The 23,962-nt window shown below is 63.5% G+C and carries 26 protein-coding genes and 1 tRNA gene; 14 read left to right on the forward strand and 13 right to left on the reverse strand.

Translation table 11 applies throughout. From position 1 onward, the window contains the following. Positions 1-33: 33 nt before the first annotated feature. The 6 genes from IVB01_RS09965 (at position 34) to IVB01_RS09990 (ending at position 6,402) form a co-directional block, all read left to right on the forward strand. On the forward strand, positions 34-1,401 hold the full coding sequence (locus IVB01_RS09965; protein ID WP_247280010.1) for a cytochrome P450: 1,368 nt from the start codon (positions 34-36) through the stop codon (positions 1,399-1,401). A 50-nt stretch (positions 1,402-1,451) separates the two neighbouring features. Beyond that, positions 1,452-2,861 carry an adenylate/guanylate cyclase domain-containing protein gene (locus IVB01_RS09970; protein ID WP_247280011.1) on the forward strand — a complete coding sequence of 470 codons (1,410 nt, stop codon included), beginning with the start codon at positions 1,452-1,454 and terminating at the stop codon, positions 2,859-2,861. 219 nt (positions 2,862-3,080) lie between these two features. After that, complete coding sequence (locus IVB01_RS09975) at positions 3,081-3,587, forward strand: TerB family tellurite resistance protein (protein WP_247280012.1); 507 nt, start codon at positions 3,081-3,083, stop codon at positions 3,585-3,587. 202 nt (positions 3,588-3,789) lie between these two features. Then, positions 3,790-4,569: an SDR family oxidoreductase gene (locus tag IVB01_RS09980; protein WP_247280013.1), complete on the forward strand. Its 780-nt coding sequence runs from the start codon at positions 3,790-3,792 to the stop codon at positions 4,567-4,569. Positions 4,570-4,694: 125 nt separating this feature from the next. Further along, entirely contained in the window at positions 4,695-5,495 is an 801-nt protein-coding gene (locus tag IVB01_RS09985) for a glutamine amidotransferase (protein WP_247280014.1), read from the forward strand. Between the two features lie 94 nt (positions 5,496-5,589). Next, on the forward strand, positions 5,590-6,402 hold the full coding sequence (locus tag IVB01_RS09990) for an enoyl-CoA hydratase (protein ID WP_247280015.1): 813 nt from the start codon (positions 5,590-5,592) through the stop codon (positions 6,400-6,402). A gap of 111 nt (positions 6,403-6,513) precedes the next feature. Here the strand turns inward: IVB01_RS09990 and IVB01_RS09995 are convergent. Further along, positions 6,514-6,589 (reverse strand) — tRNA-Ala (locus tag IVB01_RS09995). A gap of 187 nt (positions 6,590-6,776) precedes the next feature. Between IVB01_RS09995 and IVB01_RS10000 the strand changes: the two genes are divergently transcribed. Genes IVB01_RS10000 through folD form a run of 3 tightly spaced genes read left to right on the forward strand, consistent with a single transcriptional unit; the run spans position 6,777 to position 8,310 of the window. Further along, complete coding sequence (locus IVB01_RS10000) at positions 6,777-7,067, forward strand: YggT family protein (protein WP_008539240.1); 291 nt, start codon at positions 6,777-6,779, stop codon at positions 7,065-7,067. 15 nt (positions 7,068-7,082) lie between these two features. Continuing rightward, positions 7,083-7,424, forward strand: a complete 342-nt coding sequence (locus IVB01_RS10005) for a DUF167 domain-containing protein (protein WP_247280016.1) — start codon at positions 7,083-7,085, stop codon at positions 7,422-7,424. 1 nt (position 7,425) lies between these two features. Next, positions 7,426-8,310 carry a bifunctional methylenetetrahydrofolate dehydrogenase/methenyltetrahydrofolate cyclohydrolase FolD gene (folD, locus tag IVB01_RS10010; RefSeq protein ID WP_247280017.1) on the forward strand — a complete coding sequence of 295 codons (885 nt, stop codon included), beginning with the start codon at positions 7,426-7,428 and terminating at the stop codon, positions 8,308-8,310. Positions 8,311-8,415: 105 nt separating this feature from the next. On the opposite strand, the gene ppa is transcribed toward folD, so the two are convergent. From ppa to IVB01_RS10025, 3 genes are all read right to left on the reverse strand, one after another. Next, positions 8,416-8,952, reverse strand: a complete 537-nt coding sequence (gene ppa / locus IVB01_RS10015) for an inorganic diphosphatase (protein WP_158668697.1) — start codon at positions 8,950-8,952, stop codon at positions 8,416-8,418. Positions 8,953-9,129: 177 nt separating this feature from the next. Beyond that, the gene (locus tag IVB01_RS10020; protein WP_008136728.1) at positions 9,130-9,639 is read right to left on the reverse strand and encodes a GNAT family N-acetyltransferase; all 510 of its coding nucleotides are present in this window, start codon (positions 9,637-9,639) and stop codon (positions 9,130-9,132) included. Positions 9,640-9,688: 49 nt separating this feature from the next. After that, positions 9,689-10,003 (reverse strand): hypothetical protein, encoded by a 315-nt coding sequence (locus IVB01_RS10025; protein WP_247280018.1) that lies wholly within the window; start codon positions 10,001-10,003, stop codon positions 9,689-9,691. Between the two features lie 3 nt (positions 10,004-10,006). Here IVB01_RS10025 and IVB01_RS10030 point away from each other — a divergent pair, with 3 nt between their 5' ends. Next, the gene (locus tag IVB01_RS10030) at positions 10,007-10,918 is read left to right on the forward strand and encodes an alpha/beta fold hydrolase (RefSeq protein ID WP_247450901.1); all 912 of its coding nucleotides are present in this window, start codon (positions 10,007-10,009) and stop codon (positions 10,916-10,918) included. Beyond that, the gene (locus IVB01_RS10035) at positions 10,918-11,316 is read left to right on the forward strand and encodes a DCC1-like thiol-disulfide oxidoreductase family protein (protein ID WP_247280020.1); all 399 of its coding nucleotides are present in this window, start codon (positions 10,918-10,920) and stop codon (positions 11,314-11,316) included. The genes IVB01_RS10030 and IVB01_RS10035 overlap by 1 nt, the downstream gene beginning before the upstream one ends. 109 nt (positions 11,317-11,425) lie before the next feature. On the opposite strand, the gene IVB01_RS10040 is transcribed toward IVB01_RS10035, so the two are convergent. The 6 genes from IVB01_RS10040 to IVB01_RS10065 form a co-directional block, all read right to left on the reverse strand. After that, entirely contained in the window at positions 11,426-12,673 is a 1,248-nt protein-coding gene (locus IVB01_RS10040) for an NAD(P)/FAD-dependent oxidoreductase (RefSeq protein WP_247280021.1), read from the reverse strand. Positions 12,674-12,875: 202 nt separating this feature from the next. After that, entirely contained in the window at positions 12,876-14,702 is a 1,827-nt protein-coding gene (gene typA, locus IVB01_RS10045) for a translational GTPase TypA (protein ID WP_247494476.1), read from the reverse strand. 255 nt (positions 14,703-14,957) lie between these two features. Continuing rightward, positions 14,958-15,218 carry a hypothetical protein gene (locus tag IVB01_RS10050; RefSeq protein WP_247280023.1) on the reverse strand — a complete coding sequence of 87 codons (261 nt, stop codon included), beginning with the start codon at positions 15,216-15,218 and terminating at the stop codon, positions 14,958-14,960. After that, positions 15,215-16,645: a radical SAM protein gene (locus tag IVB01_RS10055; protein ID WP_247494477.1), complete on the reverse strand. Its 1,431-nt coding sequence runs from the start codon at positions 16,643-16,645 to the stop codon at positions 15,215-15,217. The genes IVB01_RS10050 and IVB01_RS10055 overlap by 4 nt, the downstream gene beginning before the upstream one ends. Then, on the reverse strand, positions 16,626-17,342 hold the full coding sequence (locus tag IVB01_RS10060) for a prolipoprotein diacylglyceryl transferase family protein (protein ID WP_247280025.1): 717 nt from the start codon (positions 17,340-17,342) through the stop codon (positions 16,626-16,628). The genes IVB01_RS10055 and IVB01_RS10060 overlap by 20 nt, the downstream gene beginning before the upstream one ends. A 100-nt stretch (positions 17,343-17,442) precedes the next feature. Further along, positions 17,443-18,207: a Crp/Fnr family transcriptional regulator gene (locus IVB01_RS10065; RefSeq protein ID WP_247280026.1), complete on the reverse strand. Its 765-nt coding sequence runs from the start codon at positions 18,205-18,207 to the stop codon at positions 17,443-17,445. Between the two features lie 194 nt (positions 18,208-18,401). Here IVB01_RS10065 and IVB01_RS10070 point away from each other — a divergent pair, with 194 nt between their 5' ends. Next, positions 18,402-18,782 (forward strand): response regulator, encoded by a 381-nt coding sequence (locus tag IVB01_RS10070; protein WP_247280027.1) that lies wholly within the window; start codon positions 18,402-18,404, stop codon positions 18,780-18,782. A 3-nt stretch (positions 18,783-18,785) separates the two neighbouring features. Here the strand turns inward: IVB01_RS10070 and IVB01_RS10075 are convergent, their stop codons facing one another. Further along, complete coding sequence (locus IVB01_RS10075; protein WP_247280028.1) at positions 18,786-20,327, reverse strand: alkaline phosphatase D family protein; 1,542 nt, start codon at positions 20,325-20,327, stop codon at positions 18,786-18,788. Positions 20,328-20,429: 102 nt separating this feature from the next. Then, positions 20,430-21,875 (reverse strand): TAXI family TRAP transporter solute-binding subunit, encoded by a 1,446-nt coding sequence (locus tag IVB01_RS10080; protein WP_247494478.1) that lies wholly within the window; start codon positions 21,873-21,875, stop codon positions 20,430-20,432. A 153-nt stretch (positions 21,876-22,028) separates the two neighbouring features. On the opposite strand from IVB01_RS10080, the gene IVB01_RS10085 reads away from it, so the two are divergent. After that, positions 22,029-22,319 carry a 4a-hydroxytetrahydrobiopterin dehydratase gene (locus tag IVB01_RS10085; RefSeq protein WP_247280030.1) on the forward strand — a complete coding sequence of 97 codons (291 nt, stop codon included), beginning with the start codon at positions 22,029-22,031 and terminating at the stop codon, positions 22,317-22,319. A 98-nt stretch (positions 22,320-22,417) separates the two neighbouring features. Continuing rightward, positions 22,418-22,795, forward strand: coding sequence for a YkvA family protein (locus IVB01_RS10090; RefSeq protein ID WP_247280031.1), 378 nt, complete (start codon positions 22,418-22,420; stop codon positions 22,793-22,795). Between the two features lie 8 nt (positions 22,796-22,803). Here IVB01_RS10090 and IVB01_RS10095 read toward each other — a convergent pair whose 3' ends face one another. Further along, the gene (locus tag IVB01_RS10095) at positions 22,804-23,961 is read right to left on the reverse strand and encodes a TAXI family TRAP transporter solute-binding subunit (protein WP_247280032.1); all 1,158 of its coding nucleotides are present in this window, start codon (positions 23,959-23,961) and stop codon (positions 22,804-22,806) included. Position 23,962: the final 1 nt, after the last annotated feature.

Here is a 23,962-nt window from a genome sequence, read left to right on the forward strand (position 1 = left end):
TGTTTGCTTGCGTCACTTCCGCCGGAGAGAGCCATGAACATCGCCAGCGTGCATCGGCCCATCATCCCTCCGACCCCGCCGCGTGCGCCGGACGACATGTCGTTCTTTGGCAAGCTCGCGGTGATCCGCCAGAACATGATCGCGACCTGGGGGCAGCGCGCCTATGAGGAAGACGTCATCCCGGGCCGCTTTTTTTTCCGCAACAGTTTCATCCTGAACCAGCCGGACGCGATCCGGCACGTCCTGCTCAGCAATTACGAGAACTATACGCGCACGCCGGCGGGCATCCGCATGCTGCGCCCGGTGCTCGGTGACGGCCTCCTGATTGCGGAAGGTCATTCCTGGACCTTTCAGCGCCGCACGCTGGCCCCGGCCTTCACGCCGCGCGCTACCGCAAATCTCGTCCCGCACATGACCGCGGTGCTCGACGAAGCGATTGCGAAGCTCGACGCGCGAACCGGCGAGCCCGTCGATCTGCGCGAGGTCATGCAGCGCATGACGCTCGAGATCGCCGGGCGCACGATGTTCTCGTTCGGCATGGACCGCCATGGCGCGACCTTGCGCAATTTCATCATGGAATATGCCGCGCGGCTGGGACGGCCCTATTTCCTCGACATGGTGCTGCCGGTGTCCTGGCCGAGTCCGATGGATCTTGCACGGGCGCGCTTTCGCAAGCGCTGGACCGAATTCGTTGCCATGCTGGTCGCCGAACGGCGCGCGGCGGGCAAGAAGGACGGCGCGCCGCCGCGTGACCTGTTCGACCTCATGGACGAGGCCCGCGATCCTGAAACGGGCAAGGGCTTTTCCGACGAACAGCTCGTCGACGAGGTCGCAACCATGATCCTGGCGGGTCACGAGACTACGGCGACGGCGCTGTTCTGGGCGCTCTATCTGCTGTCGCTCGACCCTGACACGCAGGAGGAGGTCGCCTCCGAGACCTGCGGCGAACATCTCGACAGCATGGCCGACATCGAGCGGCAGAAATTCACCCGTGCCGTGATCGAGGAGACCATGCGGCTCTATCCGCCCGCCTTCCTGGTCGCGCGTGCCGCGCGCGAGAAGGACAACGCGGCCGGCATCGAGATCGGCAAGGGCGACATCATCATGATCGCGCCGTGGCTTTTGCACCGGCACGAGAAACTGTGGGATCAGCCGAACGCGTTCATTCCAAAGCGCTTCATGGCGAAAGAGCCGCCTGATCGCTTCGCATATCTGCCGTTCGGCGCCGGCCCCCGCGTCTGCATCGGCGCGCCGTTTGCGCAAGCCGAATCGGTGCTGGCGCTGGCCCGGCTGATCGGCGCGTTCCGCGTCGAGCTTGCCGATACCGTTCCCGTGATTCCGCATGGCGTCGTCACGACGCAGCCGGACCACTCACCCATGTTCCGCATCACGCGTCGGTAACGGATGCTCGTCTGGCCGATGGCGTGATCCACCTTAGACAGAGCCCCGCCATGAGCGACATCCAGGCCCAGTTTTCCGTTCTGAAGCAGACCGCCGACGCCAAGGTGGTCGACGCGATTGCGCAACTGATCGCCAATGGTCAGGACCGAGACCTCAACCGCATCAACGTGCTGGATTTTGCTGATCGTGCCGGGCTCGATCAGGAGAAGGTCATTTCCGGATTTCTGCACGCATCGCGGCTAGGCCTGTTCGACATGAGCTGGAACGTGCTGTGTCCCGGCTGCGGAGGAGTTCTGGGTGCGCATACGACGTTGAAATCCCTGAAGCATGAAGACTACAACTGCGCGCTCTGTGCAGCTGGGTACGAGGCGTCAGTCGATGAGATGGTCGAGGTGGCTTTTACCGTCAGTCCGCGTGTCCGCCGGATCGGTGCTCACGATCCCGACACGTTGCCGATCTGGGAATATGTGCGGCAGATGTTCTGGAGCTCCGGCGTCGACATCAACGATGAATCGTTCTCGCGCCTGATCAACGAAGTGACGCTGGAAGCGCTCGAATTGCCTGCCGGCGAAAAGGCGATCCTCTCGCTGAAGCTTCCCAACCAGTTCGTCATCGTCTTCGAGCCGGTCACGCATTCCGCCCATTTCCTGGATGTTCAGGGTGAGCCGACGAGCGAACGTCAGCAGCTTTCGATTATGTTCAACAAATTAGAGGCGCCTACGGGGACCACTGTGATGCGCCCTGGACCGTTGCGCCTCACGCTCGAGAATCAATCAGGCAATCGCGTGTTGCCCTCGGTGTGGATTGCCGCCGACGCGTTGCATGAGATGATCGGCAAGCGCAAGCCCATTCTGACGGCCAAGCGGATGCTGTCCAATCAGACGTTCCGCGACGTCTTCAAGGCCGACAACCTCAATGTCGACCAGCGATTGAAGATCACGTCGCTGACCTTCCTGTTCACTGACCTGAAGGGGTCGACGGCGCTGTACGAGCGAGTCGGTGATCTCAGTGCTTTTGACCTCGTGCGCGCGCATTTTCGTGCGCTGCTGGAGATCATTGCCGCCGAGAAGGGGGCGGTTGTGAAGACAATCGGCGACGCTGTCATGGCGACCTTCGTCAGACCTGAGCACGCAATTACCGCGGGGCTGCGCATGCGCGCAGCCATGGATGAATTGAACAAGGAGCGCGGCGCCAACGATCTCATTCTCAAGATCGGTATTCATGAGGGGCCTTGCCTCGCGGTGATGCTCAACGAGCGCCAGGATTATTTCGGTCAGACCGTCAACATCGCCGCGCGCGTGCAGAGCCTGTCGACCGCGCAAGAGATCCACATCACCGGCCCAGTCCTCGATGTGCCGGCGGTTGCCGAAATCCTTCAGCAGCGCGAGATCAAGCCAATCCAGAAGCAGGCGGCTCTGCGCGGCATTGCCGACAAGATGGTGGTGTACGAGATACCGTAAGGGATGCGTCCGACATGCGCTCCGTCGCATTGACGGCGTGGCGGCGGATGCGCGCTACATCCTCCAGCGTCGATCGGACCGGACATAACGCCAACCGGCAGATTGCCGAAACGTAATGCGGCGCGCGGAACTGACGCACATTGCGCCGGTTGAATTTGCGCCTCATATAATGCTGGTAGCATCCGCCTCTCGCGGCTTCATCGATCTCGGTAGGACTTTATGCTCGACGGCCTGCGCCAATTCATCGCCGACATTGTTGCTCCCCACGACCAGACTCGCGCATTCGGCGACAGCGACTATCGGCTGGCGGCCACGGCGCTGCTGATTCACGTGGTCTCGCTGGACGGTCAGCCGAGCGCAGCCGAGCAACGTAAACTGCATAGCCTGATCGAAAGCCACTTTGGGCTGGATCGCGGCACTGCGGACCGGCTGATCGCCGACGCCACCGAGGTCGAGGGCGAGGCGGTCGATCTCTATCATTTCACCAGCGTGATCATGCGCTCGCTCGACGAAGAGGGTCGCAAGCGCATTGTGCGGATGATGTGGGAACTGGTCTATGCAGACGGCCAGGTCAGCGAGTTCGAGGACAACGTCGTCTGGCGCGCCTCTGATCTGCTCGGGATTTCGCAGCGCGACCGGATCGACCTGAAGCACGCGGTCGCGGACCGAGCCGGTGGTCAGGTCAAGGACAGCGCGGTCGCGGCTGACGGCTCTGGCCTCGACTGATGGCGGCCTGCGCGGAGACATGACGAAACTTTAATTTATCCGCCGCCTGCGCCGAATTCGCCTGCAAATCAAAGGTTTTTCAAGGCGGCTTGTCGTTCTGCTCAAGCGGCCATGCTGGCAGCGCAGCTTGCATGTCGCGCGTGGCCTATGCTCTCGTTCCACCATTGCGGGGCCAAAAACTTGAATTCAAGAGACTTCGATCGTGACTGAGCGGGTGACGCTGATTACCGGTGCCTCGGCGGGTATCGGCATGGAGCTGGCGCGCGTGTTTGCCGCCAACGGGCATCGCCTCGCATTGACCGGGCGACGGGCGGGCCGGTTGGAAGCGCTTGCCGCGGAGCTGGCCGCCAAGGGCGGCAAGAAACCGATCGTGATCGCCTGCGATCTCGAGGAAGCGGATGCCGGCGACAAGATCGCGGCAGCGCTTGCCGCCGAAGGTGTCGAACTCGATCATCTCGTCAACAATGCCGGTTTCGGCGTGTTCGGTGATGCGATCGAGCGCGATCGCGTCGAGCAGCTCGGCATCGTCGATGTCAATGTCCGGGCCCTGACGGATCTGTCGCTGCGCTTTGCCGATCAGCTCATCAAGAACAGGGGCGGTCTTCTCAATGTCGGATCTGTCGCCGGCTTTCTGCCTGGCCCCGGCATGGCCGTCTACTACGCCTCAAAGGCCTATGTCATCTCCTTCACCGAAGCGCTGCGGGCGGAGCTTGCACCGCGCGGCGTCCGCGTCACCGTGCTTTGCCCGGGCCCGGTGCCAACCGAATTCCAGGCTCGCGCCGGAGTCGGATCCCAACATGATACGGCGGTTCTCAACGTCTCTGCCGCCGAGGTGGCCCGCGATGCGTATCGCGGTCTGATGGCCAACAAACGGGCAGTGCTGCCTGGTCTGGGCATCAAGATTGTGCCGTTGGCGCTGCGTTTCTTCCCGCGCGGCTTCATCTTGGCCGCGACCAGCCGATTCCAGAGGCGCAGATCCTAGAGAAGGCCTGAGGCGTCCGTAGTGGCCCGGAGCTTGCTTTGATCTCGGTGTGTGCGCGAACTCACACGATGTTAACCATCGCTTAGCTATGCTGGCGGTCTGAACCGATAGCACTCGCAGAGGCCATGTCGTTCCGGACGGACAGGTTTCGTCGCGCAGAATTGGTGCCCCTCCGAACGAGGACGCCTGGCGCGGCCGCCTTCGTCTCCGAAGCCCGGCTCCCGGTTCTGATCGTCCTGCATCAGGAATCCTCGACCCCCGGCCGAATCGGCAATGCCCTGCGCGCGCTCGGCCATCGTCTCGACATCCGGCGACCGCGCTTCGGCGATGCCCTGCCCGAGACGCTCGATCAGCATGCCGGCGTCGTGATCTTCGGCGGCCCCATGAGCGTCAACGATCCCGATGACTACATCCGCCGCGAGATCGACTGGATCGAAATTCCGCTCCGCGAGCAGCGGCCGTTCCTCGGCGTCTGCTTAGGTGCACAGATGCTGGCGATGCAGCTCGGGGCCCACGTCGCGCCTCATGCGGAGGCGCTGGCCCAGATCGGGTACTACCCGATCAGGCCCACTGCCGCGGGACATGCGCTCTGCCCGCACTGGCCGGGGCAAGTCTACCACTGGCATCGCGAAGGATTTGATCTTCCGGTCAGCGCCGAGCTGCTCGCCGAGGGCGATGATTTTCCGGTGCAGGCGTTCCGTACGGGCAATGCCTTCGGTGTGCAGTTTCATCCAGACGTGACCTACGCGATGATGTGTCGCTGGACCACGCGCGGCTATGATGGCTTCAGCGCGCCGGGTGCGCGGCAGCGGCATCATCATTTTGCAGATCGTGCCGTCTACGACGCCGCGGAACGCGCCTGGCTCGATCACTTCATCGATGGCTGGCTGGCGCGCCGGCCGGCGCTTGCGCAAGCCGCCGAGTGATCGCGCCTTCGCCCGAAGCCCTTGCCTCTCCCCTGAATATGCTAGGCTCTCTGTCAACGAGCGCACACGAACGCGCCGGCAAAGGGAGAGCGCCATGGCCTACGAGCACATTCTCTATGAAGTGAGCGACAAGATCGCAACCATCACGCTCAATCGCCCGGATCGCATGAACGCTTGGACGCCGATCATGGAGCGCGACGTGCGTCACGCGATGGAAGCGTCAAGCATCGACGACAAGGTCCGCGTCATCGTGCTCACTGGTGCGGGCCGCGCCTTCTGCGCCGGCGCCGACATGGATGCGCTGAAAGGGCTCGACCCCGATGACGTCAGACGCGCCTCGAACCTGCCGCCCTTTGACATGAACCGCCGGCCGGATTGGCAGACGCGCTACGGCTATTACCCATCGATCAAGAAGCCGATCATTGCCATGCTCAACGGCGCGACCGCGGGCATTGGCCTCGTCCACGCGCTCTATTGCGATCTGCGCTTTGCCGCCGACAACACGGTGTTCACGACCGCCTTCGCGCGGCGCGGTCTGATCGCCGAGCACGGCATCAGCTGGATGCTGCCGCGCATCGTCGGTCATGCCAACGCGCTGGACCTGTTGCTTTCGGCCCGGCGCGTGCCGAGCGCGGAAGCGCTGCGGATCGGGCTGGTGAACCGGATCTGCTCGCCGGAGAAACTGCGCGAGGAGACCTATGCCTATGCCCGAGACCTCGCCGATTTCGTCTCACCGAGCGCGATGGCGGTGATCAAGCGGCAGCTATACGAGGTGCCGTTCCACACGCTGGCCGAGGCGACGATCGAAGCCAACCGAGAGATGATGGTGGCGCTGAACGGCAGCGATTTCCGGGAAGGAGTCGCAAGCTTCATCGAGAAGCGGCCACCGCGGTTTACGGGGAAATAGGGGCAGGAGCTTCGAGCAGTCCATCTTCGCCCTTTGGGCTTCGCCGGACACCACGCTTCGCCCTTGCGGCCCCGACGTGGCTGCGCCACGCGGAGCCCGAAGGGCGAAGCGTGGTGGAGCCAGGCGGGATCGAACCGCCGACCTCGTCATTGCGAACGACGCGCTCTCCCAGCTGAGCTATGGCCCCTTTGCTGGCCGCTCTGGTGAATGCGGCCGACAACCGGGCGCCATTTAAGTCCCCGCCAAGGTCAAGTCAAGGACGGCTATAACCCGGTTTTAGCCATCCGGGCGCCGACTTCCCTTGTTTGGGTCGGGGGGAACCGATATCAAGCCAACGGCGTCAATCCCGACCGGAGCCAGAGTTTTCAAAAACCATGCGTGCCGTTCTCGACATCGTCATCATCGTGCTCGATCTCTACGTCTGGCTGCTGATCGCGTCCGCGATCCTGTCCTGGCTGATCGCCTTCAACGTGGTGAACACCCGCAACCAGTTCGTCTCGGCGGTGGCGGAGTTCCTGTACCGCATCACCGAGCCCTTGCTGGCACCTATTCGCAATTTCCTGCCCAGTCTCGGCGGCCTCGACATCTCGCCGATCATCCTGATCCTGCTGATCATGTTTATCGAGCGGGTGATCCTGTATTACATCTACCCGAACGTGATCTAGGCAGGCTGGAGCGCCTTGGTTGCCAAAGAACCCTGGCGTCCCTCCGGCACAGGAATCAGCATCGCGGTGCGGGTGACGCCGCGCGGCGGCCGCGACGACATCGACGGGATCGAGCAGCTCTCCGACGGCCGCAGCGTGCTCAAGGTGCGGGTACGCGCCATTGCCGATGGTGGCGAGGCCAACAAGTCGGTCTTGGTCCTGCTGGCGAAATCGCTTGGTGTGCCCAAGGCCAACGTCAGGCTTTTATCCGGGGCGAGCTCGCGGCTGAAGCAGATCGCGATCGAGGGCGATTCGGCAGGGCTCGGCGAAGCCTTGCGTCAGCTCGCTTTCGTCAAATCGATAGACCATGGGAACTGACATGACCGCTAAAATCATCGATGGAAAAGTCATTGCCGCGGAACTTCGCGGCCGCGTCGCCGAGGAGGTCGCCCGCGTCAAGCGCGAGCACAATCTGGTGCCGGGCCTTGCGGTGGTGCTGGTCGGCAACGACCCTGCCAGCGAGGTCTATGTCCGCTCCAAGCACACCCAGACGCAAGGCGCCGGCATGGCCTCGTTCGAGCACAAGCTGCCGGCCGACGTTTCGCAAGCAGACCTCTTGGCGCTCGTCGCAAAGCTCAACCGCGATCCGGCCGTGCACGGCATTCTGGTGCAACTGCCGCTGCCGAAGGGGCTGAACACCGAGGCCGTGATCAACGCCATCGATCCCGCCAAGGATGTCGATGGCCTGAATCCGAGCAATGCCGGCCGGCTCGCCGGCGGTTTTGAGGCGCTGTCGCCCTGCACGCCGCTGGGCTGCATCATCCTGACCAAAAGCGTGCACGCTTCGCTCGAAGGCATGAACGCTATCGTCATCGGCCGCTCCAACCTGGTCGGCCGTCCGCTGGTGCAGTTGCTGCTGAACGAGAACGCCACGGTCACGATCGCGCATTCGCGCTCGCGCGATCTGCCTGCCCTCGTGAAGCGCGCCGACCTCGTCTATGCCGCTGTCGGCAAGCCGGAGATGGTGCGCGGCGACTGGCTAAAGCCGGGCGCGACCGTGATCGACGTCGGCATCAACCGCATCCCCAAACAAGACGGCAAGACCCGCCTCGTCGGCGACGTTGCCTATCAGGAAGCGCTTGGGGTTGCCGGCGCGATTACGCCGGTGCCGGGCGGCGTCGGCCAGATGACGGTCGCCTGTCTGCTGGTGAATACGCTCCGTGCCGCCTGCGCGATCACAGGGCTGCCGAAGCCGGCGGTGTAGGTTGTCGTCTCCGGGGCGGCTCGAAGAGCGAACCCGGAATTTCGGGCCACACACTTCTGGATTCCGGGTTCGCTCTTCGCGCGCCCCGGAACGACGGTTATTTCGTTACTTCTTCTTTTTCTTCTCGCGCTCAATGCCTTCGAGAATCAGCTTGTGCGCGTCCTCGGGGCCGCCCCAGCGCAGGATTTTCACCCACTTGCCCTTCTCAAGATCCTTGTAGTGCTCGAAGAAGTGCTGGATCTGCTGGAGCGTGATGTCAGGCAGGTCAGAGTAGCTCTTCACCTTATCGTAGCGCTGCGTCAGCTTCGACGACGGCACCGCCAAGATCTTTTCGTCGCCGCCGGCTTCGTCTTCCATGAACAGCACGCCGACCGGCCGCACGCTCATGACGGCGCCGGGAATGATGGCGCGGGTGTTGATGATCAGGACGTCACAGGGATCGCCATCATCCGACAAGGTGTGCGGGATGAAGCCGTAGTTCCCGGGGTAACGCATCGGCGTGTAGAGGAAGCGGTCGACCACGAGCGTGCCGGCCTCCTTGTCCATCTCGTATTTGATCGGTTCGCCGCCCACGGGGACCTCGATGATGACATTGACGTCATGTGGTACGTTTTTCCCGATCGAGACCGCATCGATACGCATTCAAGGCTCCGTTGTTGCCGAGGTGACATCGCGCCCGGCAGCGATTTTGGCGCTGTCATACGCGGGCTTGGCCCGCTGATCCATCGCGTTTTTGTGAAATAATGAATCCGGCGATCACCGGCCCAAGTGGCAACGGTATCGACGGATGGAAACGCTGCCGATTCAGGTTTCAGCAGCTCAATTGGTCCAGGCGAAGGCAACCTTGTCGAGCGACTTCGGCCCGAACCGCTCCGAGGAGCGTGCCACCATGCGGCCGCCTAGGGCACGGTAGAACTCGGTGGCCGGATCGTTGTCCGACAGCGCCCACACCACCATGCTTTTCAGGCCGCTCTGCATCAGGTCGCGGCGGGCGGCGGCGAACAGGCGGCGGCCGAAGCCGAGGCCCTGGAATTCAGGACGCAGATAGAGTTCGTAGATCTCGCCGTCGAAATGCAAGCTGCGGGCACGGTTGCGGCCATAATTGGCGTAGCCTGCGATCTTGTCGCCGAACACCAGCACGCTGACGCGGCTGCCCTTGCGGATCGCACTGTCCCACCATTGCGGACCGCGGCGGTTGATCAGCTTCTCCAACTCGGCGCCGGGAATGATGCCCTGATAGGCCGAGCGCCAGGCTTCGTCATGGGTCGACGCCACCGCAGTTGCATCTGCGGCTTTGGCCGGCCGGACTTCGATCAGGGTTGTGCTCATGGACGCGATCAAACCAAGTCGCCGCGCCGGCGGCAAGACCTATCGTTAATTATCGGTTAACCTGTGGACTTTCTGCATCAGTTTTTAACCATGTTGTACCGAAAGAGGACAAGCCGCCGTTCAGAACGGGATCGGCCTGCCATGCGCCGGTGCAAAACTCGCCTGCGGCGCCTAATGAATGCGATGGCTGCGCAAAAAGTCTGGCCGGAGTGATTCGTTCCTCCTGGAGCATGATCCGGAAAAGTGTGGAGCGGTTTTCCGAAAAGATTATGCTCAAACAATAGTCTAAAGCGCGATGATCATTCGTCTTCATCTCATCGCGCTTTCGTGTGACATCGCTGTCGGTGTCCGCCTCCTCTGGCAATTCATGCGGCTCCTCATCACCCCTGCGCTTCTGTGTTTGCTGGCCGTGCTGACTGCGTCACCTCTGTGCGCTCAGACCACGTTTGGCCCCTCCGGAGAGGAGGGCGAACCGTTTCGCCGGCAACAGTGGCGCGTGCCGTCGCCGGATACCAGCATTGCCGCGCATGCGCTGCTGTTTCGCCCTGTCGGCGCCGGCCCGTTCCGGCTCGCGGTCATCGCCCACGCCTCGACGCAGAATGGCTTGCGTCGCGCGCAAATGCCGCGACCGGAATATCGCGCGCTCACGGCGTATCTCGTCGCGCACGGCTTTGCCGTGCTGGTGCCGGAACGGCTCGGTCACGGCGCGACCGGCGGCCACTATGTCGAAGACCAGGGCGGCTGCGACGAAGCGGACTACGCGCGATCGGCCCGCGCAACGGCCGACGAAATCCGGCTCGCGCTGGACTATTTGCGAAAGCAGGAATTCATTCGCAAGGACGCTGCAACGGTGATCGGCCATTCCGCCGGCGGCTGGGGCGCGCTGGCACTCGCCAGCGCCGAGCCGAAGGCGGTTTCCGTCATCATTGCATTCGCGCCAGGGCGCGGCGGCCATGCCAATGATGAGCCGAACAGGATCTGCGCGCCGCATACGCTCCTTGCGGCCGCCGCCGAATTCGGCAAGACCGCGCGCATCCCCGTCACGTGGCTCGTTGCCGCCAACGACAGTTACTTCGCTCCGGCATTTTCTCAAAGACTGGCTGAGGCGTTTGGCGGCGGTGGCGACAAGCTCGACTTTCGTATCCTGCCGGCCGTCGGCAGCGAGGGTCATTGGATGATCGAAACCGAGGCCGGCGTCAAAGCCGCAACCGGCGAGCTCGCGCGCGCGCTGAACCAGGGCAGGCCGGTGGCGGCCAAGAAGCCATGGGACAATCGCTGATGCCTGAATGGCCCGACGACGATGTGATCCTGTTCGATGGCGTGTGCATTTTCTGCTCGCGCTGGGTCCGCTTCGTCGCCGCCCGCGATACGGCGAAGCGGTTTCGCTTCACGCCGGTCCAGTCGGATTATGGGGCGCGGCTCGCGCGCACGTTCGGGATCGATCCGCACGATCCCGATACCAATGCAGTGATCCACGGCGGCGAGGTGTTCATGAAGTCCGATGCCGCGCTGACGGTGCGGTCTCAGCTCCCCGGCTGGGAATGGGTGCGCCGGCTGTTCGCCGTGCCGAGGCCGCTGCGGGATCCCGTGTACAGCCTCGTCGCACGCAGCCGCTATCGCATCTTCGGCAAGGACGATGCCTGTTTTGTGCCCGATGCCGATTACGGGCGCGGGTGATCGACTAGTATCCTCGTCATTGCGAGGAGCGAAGTCACGAAGCGATCCAGAATCTCTCCGCAGAAAGACCCTGGATGCTTCGCCGCGCTCGCAACGACGGAGCTTGCGGTCATGGCCTGCCAAGGGCCGCCAACACTTCCCTGGCCGCTCGCTCGCCGCTGTCGCGCGCGCCATGCGCTGTCGAGAAGAAATTTGGCGAGGTTGCCTCGCCCGCGAAGAACAGCCGGCCATCAACCGGCGCGGCCAGCACGGCGCGATCGCCGGCGTGACCCGGCAGCGCGTGCGAATAGGAGCCGCGGGCGAAAGGATCGTGCGCCCAGCGCGACTCGCGCAGGGATTTTAGCTTGCGGCGGATGTCGTTGCCGAGAAAGCCTGCAATCTCGTCGATGCTATGGGCGGCGAAGGCGCCCTCGCCGGCATCTTCCAATTGACGCGCAAAGCTGCCGCCGAAGAAGCCATCGATGCAGGGCTGCCCGAATGGGCGGATGTGATAGGTGCCCATCGCGGTGCGCATGGTGGCGCCGCGCAGGTTTCCCTCGGTCGGAAAGGCTTCAGCATCCGCGAGCGCCAGTGTCACCTTGTCGTTGACACCGAGCGGCAGGCCCCGTGCGGCATGGAGCTTGGCGGGAAGCGGCGGGGAAAAGCGGATCGCCTCATCGGCAATCAGATTGGTCGGGACGGTGACGATCACCTTGTTCACGGTCATCGTGCCCTGCGAGGTCTGGAGCCGGATGCGCTGACCGGAGTGATCGACCAGCGTGACGTTGCAGCTGAGCGCGACCGGACACGGCGCGCCATAGGCCGCGATCAGCGTTCCATATCCGGCTCGCACGCGCCAATTGAAATACGTGTCCTCGTAGCGCTCCATGTCGAGGATCGAGACTTGATCGAGTTCGCACCCGTTCACATAAGTCGAGACCGCGTCGATCATCGGATTCCAGCGGTTGCCAGGCTCGAGATAGCAGGAGGCCGGCGCGTCCTCGCCGCTTTCCGCGGCCTCCCAGGCGCGTTCGTAGAATTCGTCGATCGCGTCTGCGAAGGCGATGCGCTCGGCTTCCGGAAAGGCGTCGCCATAAGCGCGATCGCCCCAAGGCGGCAGATCCGTGTTGATCTCGAAGCCGAGCTGGCGGGCAATCGCAACGAAGGAATTCTTGTCGGCCGAGTGCAGCCAGCCGCAGCCGACGTCGAAGGTCACGTCAGGCGAGGCCTGCACGGTCCAGGCGCGGCCGCCGAGCCGGTTACGCGCCTCCAGCACGATCACGGAGAGGGCGGAGCCATGCAGCGCATGCGCGGCGCCAAGGCCGGCGGCACCCGCGCCGATGATCGCGACGTCGGCGGAGGAGGGAAGGGAGGTCATGGGCAGGCTCTAGCACGTTCGCCAATTGTCCTGAAGCCGGCCAGGTATGCAGCTCTCGTGTCCCGGACGCGCTGCAGCGCCTGCGCTGCTGCGCAGAACCGGGACCCAAGTCGACGGGTAAACGAAACGAGAGTGCTGGGCCCCGGCTCTGCACCGCATCGCTGGTGCGCTGCGCTGCGTCCGGGGCACGCGAGAGTGGGCTTTACGCCACCGCTTCCTTGGCCTTTTCCGCACGCTTGCGCTCGTTCGGGTCGAGATGCTTCTTACGCAGGCGGATCGACTTCGGGGTGACCTCGACGAGCTCGTCGTCCTCGATATAAGCGAGCGCCTTTTCCAGGGTCATGCGGATCGGCGGGGTCAGGCGCACCGCTTCGTCCTTGGAGGTCGTGCGGATGTTGGTGAGCTGCTTGCCCTTGAGCACGTTGATCTCGAGATCGTTGTCGCGGGTATGCTCGCCGACGATCATGCCGCGATAGACCTTCCAGCTCGGCTCGATCATCATCGGCCCGCGGTCTTCCAGCTTGAACATGGCGTAGGCGACCGCCTCGCCCTGGTCGTTGGAGATCAGGACGCCGTTGCGGCGGCCCTGGATCTCGCCCTTGTAAGGGGCATAGCCGTGGAACAGGCGGTTCATGATCGCGGTGCCGCGGGTGTCGGTCAGAAGTTCGCCCTGGTAGCCGATCAGGCCACGGGTCGGCGCGTAGAACACCAGACGCAGGCGGTTGCCGCCGGAGGGCTTCATCTCGATCAGCTCGGCCTTGCGCTCGCTCATCTTCTGCACGACGACGCCGGAATGCTCTTCGTCGACGTCAATCACGACCTCCTCGATCGGCTCCATGGTGGCACCGGTGGCTTCGTCCTTCTGGAACACGACGCGCGGGCGCGACACCGAGAGCTCAAAGCCCTCGCGGCGCATGGTCTCGATCAGGATGGCGAGCTGCAATTCGCCGCGGCCCGAGACTTCCATCGCGTCCTTGTCGGCGGCTTCGACGACGCGCAGCGCAACGTTGCCTTCGGCCTCGCGCAAGAGACGGTCGCGGATCATGCGGCTCGTCACCTTGTCGCCTTCGGTGCCGGCGAGCGGGGAGTTATTGACGATGAATGACATCGACACGGTCGGCGGGTCGATCGGCTGGGCCGGCAGCGGCACTTCCACGGTCGGATCGCAGAACGTGTCGGCGACGGTGCCCTTGGTCAGGCCCGCAATCGCAACGATGTCGCCGGCTTCGGCTTCATCGAGCGGCGTGCGCTCGAGGCCGCGGAACGCCAGGATCTTGGTGATGCGCCCGGACTCGACCAGCTTGCCGTCGGCATTGAGCACCTTGACCTGCTGGTTCGGCTTGAGCACGCCGGAGGAGATGCGGCCGGTGATGATACGGCCGAGATAGGGGTTGGCTTCCAGGATGGTGCCGATCATCTTGAACGGACCTTCCTCGACCTTCGGCGGCGCGACGTGGCGCAGGATCAGGTCGAACAACGGCTCCATGCCCTTGTCCTTCGGACCCTCCGGGCTTTCGGCCATCCAGCCCTGCTTGGCCGACCCGTAGAGGATCGGGAAGTCGAGCTGCTCCTCGCTGGCATCGAGTGCTGCGAACAGGTCGAACACCTCGTTGATGACCTCGGTCGGGCGCGCGTCGGGACGGTCGACCTTGTTGATGACGACGATCGGCTTCAGGCCGACCTTGAGTGCCTTGGACACCACGAACTTGGTCTGCGGCAGCGGGCCTTCGGCGGCGTCCACCAGCACCAGCGCGCCGTCTACCATGTTCAGGATGCGCTCGACCTCGCCGCCGAAATCGGCGTGGCCGGGGGTATCGACGATGTTGACGCGGGTGTCTTTCCACTGCACCGAGGCCGCCTTGGCCAGAATGGTGATGCCGCGCTCGCGCTCCAGATCGTTGGAGTCCATGGCGCGTTCGGTCACCTTCTGGTTCTCGCGGAACGTGCCGGACTGCTGGAGGAGGCGGTCGACCAGGGTCGTCTTGCCGTGGTCGACGTGGGCGATAATGGCAACGTTGCGGAGGTTCATGAGTGAGCTTCTTTGCGTTCGAACAATGGGTTAAGCGCGATCTCGCCGGTCGGACCGGGACCTCTTCTCGAAACAACGCTGAAAGACTGGAAACGGGCGCTCGCCGCCCAAAAGGGAAGCCCGGCCATATCAGACCGGGCGCCCTACGCGTTGCGGCGCAATATATGCAAAAACAGCCAAAAAACAATGTGTACTTTGGCCGTTGGTTGACTGAATTTTGTCCGGGAATCTCCGGGGGTTAGGCGAATAGCGGCCTTAAGCGCGCCGCCCCTTGATCGCCGCCCAGATCAGGGCAACGCCGCCGATCCCCACGACCAGTCCCAGGAAGACCAGTGGCGCGATGTCGGAGGCGATCCGGCCGTCCTCGACCACCGACATTCCGCCAAAGAGCAGGGCGCAGACACCCGGCAGCAGCATGACCAGCCCGAAGATCGCCATGAGGGCGGTCAGGCAGCCGCCGCGTTTGTTCGCCGGGGCAGGAGGCAGTCCCGGCGGCGGTATGTCGCTGATGCTCATGCTTGCAAGGCTCCTTCGGTCGCCTGTGCAGCGAGAGCCGCGCGAATGCCGTCGATCTTTCCGTTGCGGTAGAACAGATTGTAGGTGTCAAACGGAATGATCGAGCCTTGCTCCGTCACGAAATGGATGCAGCTGCGCTTGACGTTGCCGACGCGGAAATTGAAGCGATCGAGAAACTGCACGATGGTGACGCGGAACACGTTCTCGTAAGTGAGCCCTTCCGGCACCTGAAAGCTCGGCAGGCAACATAGCAGTTCGCAGACGCGTTCGGGGGTGTTGAGCGGGCCCGACGACAGCGAGAAGAGGTCAATAAACTTCTCCTTCAGCACCGGATATTTCTCCGGGCTGATCGTGTTGGGCATGACCGCGACGAGCTGCTCCTGCGGGATCAGCGAGGTCAGCGGCAGCACCTTCTCGCCGTTGCGCAGGCCATAGCCGATCGAGATGCTTTCGGGATTGCAGGGCAGCGGGATCATGTCCTTGTCGCCGAACACGTCGGTCTCGATCACGCGCTTGCGGATTTCCGACAGCATGATGCGGTCGGTGTTCTTGTCGAAATTCTCGTTACGGCCGGCGTCTTGCACCGGCTGCAGCGTGACCCCGCGCACGCATTTCCAGGTGAGCGCGTGGCGAACGATGTCGCCGATCTCCGCATCGTTGACGCCGCGCTTGATGGTTGCGACCAGCGTGGTCGATACGCCATAATGCTCGAGATTCTCCAGCGCCTGCTGGCGGATTTTTCGAAGGTCCGCGCCGCGCAGATTGATCAGCGGCTCGCGCTGCAGCGAATCGAACTGGAGATAGACCTCCAGCCCGCGCTTGTTCTCGGCGAGCCGCGCCACGAAATTCTTCTCGCGGGCGATGCGCAGGCCGTTGGTGTTGATCATGACGTGGCGGATCGGGCGGGCGCGCACGGCGTCAAGGATCTCGAAGAAATCCGGATGCAGCGTCGGCTCGCCGCCGGAAATCTGCACCAGGTCGGGCTCGCCCTCGCTCGCGACCAGCGCATCCAGCATCCTCTCGACCGTTGCGAGCGGTGTGAACCGCGTCCGCGCCGGCGAGGATTCGGCAAAGCACACTGGGCAGGTGAGATTGCAGTGCTCGGTGATCTCGATCAGCGCCAGGCAGGAATGCTGCTCGTGGTCGGCGCACAGGCCGCAATCATAGGGGCAGCCGAATTCCGTACGCTGCTGGAATTGCAGCGGCCGATCACCAGGCTTGATGAAATCCTTGCACAGACGCCAATAGGCCGCGTCCGTCGACACCAGCGTTGATTGGACGCCATGCTGCTTGCAGCGTTTTTCGTACCAGACCTCGTTGCCGAGAATCTGGATCTTGGTCGGCACCAGCTTCAGGCAGGTCTCGCAAAGGGACTGGGTCTGGCCCCAGAAGATATAGGGACGCGACCTACGCAACGGCGCGTTCATGCAGGGATCTCGCTTTGGGCGCCGTCGTCAGCATGAATGCGGCGTAGAGCAGGATGGACAGCGACAGCAGGTGAAACAGCGTGAAGGGGCCGATCAGCGTGCCATAGGGCTTGAGGAATTCCCACAGGAAGCGCTGCGCTCCATAGTAGACGAGCACCAGGTAGAAACCATTGGTGACCACAAACCGGTTTCGGTTCAAGACTGCCAGCACATAGAGAAGCGCGAACACGCCCATGGCGGTGCTCTCATAGAGCTGCACCGGGTGGCGAAGGAGGCCGTCGCCGAAATCATGGCCGAAGGGCAGCGCCGTGGGCGTGCCGTAGGTGAAATCGTCGAGGCCCGCGAAGTAGCAGCCGATCCGGCCGATTGCGATGCCGAGCGCCAGCGGCAGGGCAAAACGGGCGCCGGTTCGCACCGTGATGCCTGCGGACCATTTGTAGAGCTCGATCGCCACGATGCCGCCGGCGAGCGCACCCTCGACCGAGCGCGCAACGCCGCTCTGGCCCGACAGCCACAGATTGGCCGACCCGAACAGGTAGGCGCCGACGCCTGCGCCGAACACCAGGGCGGCGATGTAGGACATTTCGAAGGATTGCGCAGGAAACCGCAAGCCCTGTCGCGACAGCCAGTAGACGGCAGCTGCCGCCGCCAGCCATGCTGCAATATCGAAGACCGTATGAAGGAAAGCCCCACTCATGCGGCGGAGAGTATAGCACGATCACGCCAGAGGAGCGCGCATGTCCTCTCCCATGTGCACTGCCTTCACAAGGGAGAAGGAAGAGGCGAGATTAGGTCCGCTATCCGGCCTCCCGCTCCTCCGTTGGATAGACGCCTCGCAACACTTCCTCGAAGTGCAGCTTCACTGCATCGTTGCAGAGGCAGGCGCGCAGGCGCAGGCCGTCGCGGCTGCGGACGAGAATTGAGCCGCGCCTCGTGTCGAGCACGCCTTCGGCTTTGAACGATTGGAGCACGCGGCTCGCATAGCTGCGTCCCACTCCGAGCAATGTCGCAAGCTGCTCATGCGTCAGCGGCACGCTGCTTTCGCCGCCGGTTCGCTCCATCGCCGCCAAGATCCATTTGGCCGTGCGCTGCTCGATCGAGTGGATGGCGTTGCAGGCGGTCGACTGGAAGATCTGCGCCAGCATGCAATCGGCATAGCGGGCGAAGATGTTGCGCAGCGACGGCGAACGCGTCTTGGCTGCTTCCAGTTTGCCGACGTGAATGCGCGAAAATGGGCCGCCGAACTTCACGCAGATGCGGGTATAGGCCGGCAGAAATCCCTCGCTGACGATGCCGCCCACCGCGCCTTCACGACCGACCAGGATGGTCTCGACGTCGCGGCCATCCTCGTTAGGGACGAGAAAGGTCGCAAGCGAAGGTCCGCAGGGGAAGTGGACGACCTGCACGTCATCGCCGGGATTGTAGAGCAGTTCGCCGGCCGCGCAGTCCTCGATGGTGACGTGCGGCGCGAGCAGGGCGTAATCCGCCGGGCTCAGGCGCCGCAACAGATTGTTGATCGGCCGGCTGTCGACCTCGCTTGTACTGCCGATACGCGCATCCATCGTGAACCCCCCGTGCTCTTTTCCACAATACCTTTCCACAATACCGGGTTCCGTCCGTTTCCTGTGTGCACAAGTGGACAGACGGAAGAACTGTGATGTGGTGGTTTCGTTCCGGGAACCCTCCGATGCGCTGGGCGCAGGCGTTGTGGCGCGGCTGTCCTGATCAGAAAAACCTCTCGCTCCAAGATGCGATCATGGCACCCGCACTTCCCGATGGCTTCCCATATCCTGCCGACGTCCTGGTCGTCGAGGACGATCCGATCATTGCAATCGATTTCGAGGACCGTCTGCTCGGGTTTGGCGTGAGGCACGTGCGCACCGCCGGGTCGGTGACGCAGGCGCTGGACGCGATCGCGAAAGGTGCTCCCGATTTCGCCCTGCTCGACGTCGAGCTGAACCGCGAGAAGAGCTTTGCGATCGCCGAGCGACTGGTGGCGCTGAACGTCCCATTCGTCTTCGTCACCGGCTATGGTGCCGAAACGCGGATTCCGCCCGAATTTGCGGCGCGGCCGCGGCTGCAAAAGCCGTGCTCGAGCGAGGCGCTGGAGGCTGCGCTGCGGACGCGCGATCGCTGAGGTTCAGGCAGATTTCGGGTCGAGCGTGGTCGACCACAGCGCCACGTCGGCCCGGTCGCGCAAGGTCACCGTCATCTGGCCGGAGGCGCCGTCGATCTTGACGTGGCCGAAGAACTGCATCCCGGCAGACGGCGGCAGGTTCTGGCTGTCCTTGCCGGGTGCCTTGACGAAGCGCACCTCCGGCCCAAAGGTGTTGTCGAGCGCGTTCGGACCGAAAGTGCCCGCATGCAGCGGACCCGAGACGAACTCCCAGAACGGCTCGAAATCCTGGAATTGCGCCTTGTTCGGATCGTAATAATGCGCGGCGGCGTAGTGTACGTCCGCGGTCAGCCACACCGTGTTGCTGATCGGCGCCATCTTGATGAAGCGAAGGATGTCCGCGATCTCGAACTCGCGGCCGCGTACCGGGCCGTCGCCTTGCGCAATCGCTTCCGATCCGCCTTTCGGCGTGTCCGCGACGATGAGACTGAGCGGCATGTCTGAGGCGATCACCTTCCAGGTCGCGCGCGAATTCAACAGGCCGCGCTTGAGCCAGGCGATCTGGTCGGGTCCGAGGAAGTGGCTGGCCGGTCCGTATTCCGTTTCCAGATTGGCGCCGTTCGCGCCGCGATAGCTGCGCTCGTCGAGCACGAACACGTCGAGATGCGGGCCGTAGGAGATCTGGCGATAGATCCGGCCCGGCTCAGTGATGCTCTCGCGCATCGGATACATCTCGTGGAAGGCGCGCGAGGCGCGCGCGGCGAGCAGCGTGATGTCGCGGACTTTGTATGACGCCGGCAACTCCTTCGACAGCGACCAGTTGTTGGTGACCTCGTGGTCATCCCACTGCACGAAGATCGGCACGTCGGCATTGAAGCCGCGGAGGTTGTCGTCGGTCAGATTGTATTTGTGCGCGGCGCGGTACTCGTCGAGCGTCTCCGCGACCTTGGCCTTCTCGGGGATCGTGACGTTCTTCCAGATCTTGCCGTCGGCGAGCTTCACCTCGGATTGGACGAGGCTGTCGGCGTAGATCGTATCGCCCGAGTGCAGGAAGAAGTCCGGACGATGCTTGCGCATCGCGGCGAAGGTGAACATGCCGCCGTCGTCGGGGTTGATGCCCCAGCCCTGGCCGGCGACGTCGCCACCCCAGACGAAGCTGACATCGCGGCGGTCGGCCGGCGCGGTGCGGAAGCGGCCGGTCACCGGCTCGCCCTCGACCGCGCTATGCGAGAGATCACGGAAGCGCACGCGATAGAAGATGTCCTGTCCGCTCGGCAGGTTCTCGATCAGCATTTTGGCCGTGAAGTCGCTCTCGGGCAGCGCCGCGATCGGCGGCAGCGCGCGAGCGTCCCTGAACGACTCCGTCGTCGCCACCTCGACCAGCATCTGAGCCGGCCGGTCGGTGCGTGCCCATACCACGCCGCCGTCGACCGTGACGTCGCCTGATTGTACGCCATGGGTGACCGCAGGCCGGTCAGCCGCTCGCGACAGATAAGGCATCGCGATCGTGCCAAGCGCGCCGGCGCTGGTAGTGAGGAAACGGCGGCGTGAGAATGTGATGTTCATGGACGGTCCCGATTTCGCCAGGGACGGGTGCCTTGCGGCAGCCGCCACGATGAAATCAGACCCTATATTGAGACAATGTGACGCAGCAATAACGCGCAGGCGCTACGCGTTGCCGGCGGCTCTGAATTGCGTGCCCCTGCGTGGCGGGGTCTGCGGCAGGCTGAACAGCACCGCCTTACGGTCGGCGACGGCGGCATGGAATTGGTCGAGTGCGATGTTGAAGGCGGTGAGCGCGGCCTCCTCGATCGCACCGTGATCGAAGCAGCGCAGCGTGTCGCGCAAAATCACATCGGCTTCGGCCTGCATCTGGTCAAGCTCTTCGGTCGTCTCGCTCTTGCGGGCCGCCGTGATCATGTCGAGCAGGCGTTCGCGCAAATGGCTGTTGTTGTCGCGCTCGTCCTTCTTCAGATAGCCGGCAAACCAGGCGCCGATCGAGCCCATGGCGGAGAGCGCCATCAGGCTCCACCAGATGTAGTCGCTGTATTTGTCGAGAAACGTCTTTTCCTCGCCGTCAACGAAGGCGGCGGCGCCGGGATGCACGGGGATCACCGCATCCTTGTCGGTGTCGGGCGTCTCGATCTTCGCCGCCAGCGGGAATTCCGTCACCAGTTGCTGGCGCACGGCGAACAGCTGCCGCGTGAATGCCGCGATGGTGGTTTCGGACACAGCTTTGCGCGCCACGATGTGGTGCGCAAAGCTGATGGTTTTGACCTCGTCGTCCGGACGGTCGGGTGAACCGCCATAGGCGCCGGCTGGAATCTCCGCGGATTCGTAGACCGGGTGGTTCTGCGCGATCGCGTCGGCGGAATCGATGGCGAGGAAAGTCGGCGTGCCGCCCTCTTTGACCGATGCAGAGATCGCGTCCGCCGTGATCTTGCTGTTGACCGGGCCGGCCGCGAGGTAGACGTCGGCCTTCTGGGCCTTGATCGCCTCGGCAACCTCGTTGGCCGGGAATTGCACGATCTCGACCTTGGCGGGATCGACGCCGTATTGCTGAAGGATCACCTTGAGCAGGTTGACGTTGGCCTGGGTGCGGCCGACGACACCGATGCGATGCCCGGCGAGTTGTGCCACCTTGGTGATCTTGGCGCCCTTCTTCTTGCCCTTGCCCGCTACGGCCCACAGCACCACGACATTCTTGCGCAGCGTCGCGACCGCCTGCGCGTTCTTCGGCACATCGAGGTCGCCGCGCACGATGGCAAGATCGACCTTGCCTTCCGCGAGGGCATTGGCGCTGGCGGTGGCGCCGTCCGTCTGGATCGGGCGCAGCCGCACCTGGCTCTTGTTCTGCGTGAAAGCCTGGGTCAGCGCCTGCACGACCTTGACGTCATCGCTGCTGGCGGGACCAACCGCGATCTTCAGCGTCACCGGCCGCATCGCGAAGTAGTAACCGCCGGCGAGCGCACCGACGATCGCAAGCACGAGCGCCAGAGACACGAGCGCGGTCTTCCGCGCCGCGGATCGCGGCGAAGGCGGAGAGGGCGTTTCGGCCAGGTTCAGTCCCCCGGTCATCGATCTCCCAAACAGGCGCTTGAGGCTCAGTTTCATCTTCGCCGGCGATTTACGCCCGCAATTGTAGCAAATTTCTTGTCCGGCGGGGTTACATCTCCTTCATGGTTAGCGGGAATGGACGAAATCCCGTATGAACCCGGGCATCGACACGGTGTTAGGGTAAAGTTCCCCTGAACGACGGAGGCGATCATGGTAGAGCGGCTATCGGCGGAGGCGCGCAAGCAGGCGCTCGGCGGACTACCAGGCTGGGGCGAGGTGTCCGACCGCGACGCCATCGGGAAGACCTTCGTCTTCAAGGATTTCAACCAGGCCTTCGGCTTCATGACTCGCGCGGCGCTGGTCGCCGAGAAGATGGATCACCACCCCGAATGGCGCAACGTCTACAAGACGGTCGAGGTGGTGCTGTCGACCCATGACGCGGGCGGCGTTACTGCGCTCGATATCGAGCTGGCCAAGGCGATGAACGCCATCGCCGGCTGACACCTGGCTGACGTCTTGCAGCGCTTGGCCTTATCCCCATCTTGTGATCAGCAGGCGACGCGGCGATCCGCCGCTCCGGCTGAAAGGGGAGTTTGAGCATGGCTGCGGAACACAGCGTCGGCTTTGAGCCCGCCGATCGGCTCGCGGAAGACCGGGAGGGCGTTCGCCGCCGCTTCTGGCGCAAGCTGAAGCGCGTTGCCGCGCAACTGCCGTTCGCCGAAGACCTGCTCGCGGCCTATTACTGCGCCTTCGACCGGCAGACGCCGCGCCATGTTCAGGCCTCGCTGCTGGGGGCGATCGCCTATTTCATCCTGCCATTCGACTTCGTCGCTGATGTGATGCCGATCCTCGGTTTCGCCGATGACGCCGCCGTGCTCGCCACCGCGATCCGCATGGTGGCCGGCCACATCACGAACGAGCACCGCGAGGCCGCCCGTGCCGCGCTGAAGCGCGGGGTGGATAAGGCGGAGGAGTGACGGCGCCACTACTTCTTTTCCCCCGCACGCGTCTTCTCCGCGTCCCATGCCTGGAATTGCTTGAATAGCGTCTCCTTGTCCGCATCGGACACCTGCGCGGCCGCCGGGCTCTGCTTCAGGAACGCTTCGAAGCGCTGGCGCGTCACCGGCTCGACGCCGTGCCGGTCGAGCCATTGCTGCGCCACCGGCAATCTGCTCCAGCCCGACAAAGGCGCCGCGAGCGAGACCTCCTTCCACTTGGGATGGAAGGGCGGGTTCTGGAGCGCGGGGAATTTGGTGAAGAACGCGTCAACGAACAGCGCGAGCTTGCGATAGCGCTCGGTGTTGGGCGCCCAGTTGTAGGCCGCGAGCACCGCAGGCACCGCGATCGTGTCCACGCTCTCGCCCTCCTTGATCAGGTTCGGATAGTCCTTGGCGGACAGCGTTGCTGGCAGATAGTCGCTCTGCAGCGGCTTTGCATAGTCGACCTTCGCAAGATGGAAGCGGCCGTCATTGCCGAAGGTCGAGACCGACTTGTACGGCTTGCCGCCGACCACGATGACGGCGTCGATCTCGCCGGCCTTCAGTTTCTCCATCGCGATGCGCTGCTCGACATAGACGAATTTCGCCTTGATCCCGAGCCGCTCGAACACGGTGAGCGCCGTGACGAAGGTGCCGCCGTTCGGTAGGTCCACGCTCACCGTCTTGTCTTCGAGGTCTTTGAGCGTCGCGACCGATCTTGGCGCGATCACCTGCATCTCCTCATTGTAGAGCTTGGTGACATAGGTGAACTGCTTCTTGATGTCCTTGGCAAAACCCTTGCGCTCGAGATAGTCGAGCGTGTCGGCACGCACGATTCCGAGATCGACACCTTGCAGGAACAGGATATCGGCGACGCTTTGCACCGAGCCGCGGCCGACGATCGGCAGCACGCGGATCTTGTTGCCGTCGTCGAGCACGGAAGCGAGGTCGGCGCCGAATTGCACATAGGTGCCGCCGATCGTGCCGGTGATCAGCGTGACCGTGTTGGCGTTCAGCGCCTGCTTGGTCGAGGTCGAGCCGAACTGGAAGATGGCCTTCAGGCCGTCAGAGACCTTGGCGGGATCGTATTCGGTCTGATCGGCGCGCGCCGCGAAGGCACAGATCGTCATGATGGCGGCAAGCGCCATTCCCAAAGCGTTACGCATG

The sequence above is a fragment of the Bradyrhizobium sp. 164 genome, from assembly GCF_023073715.1.
Lineage (GTDB): Bacteria > Pseudomonadota > Alphaproteobacteria > Rhizobiales > Xanthobacteraceae > Bradyrhizobium.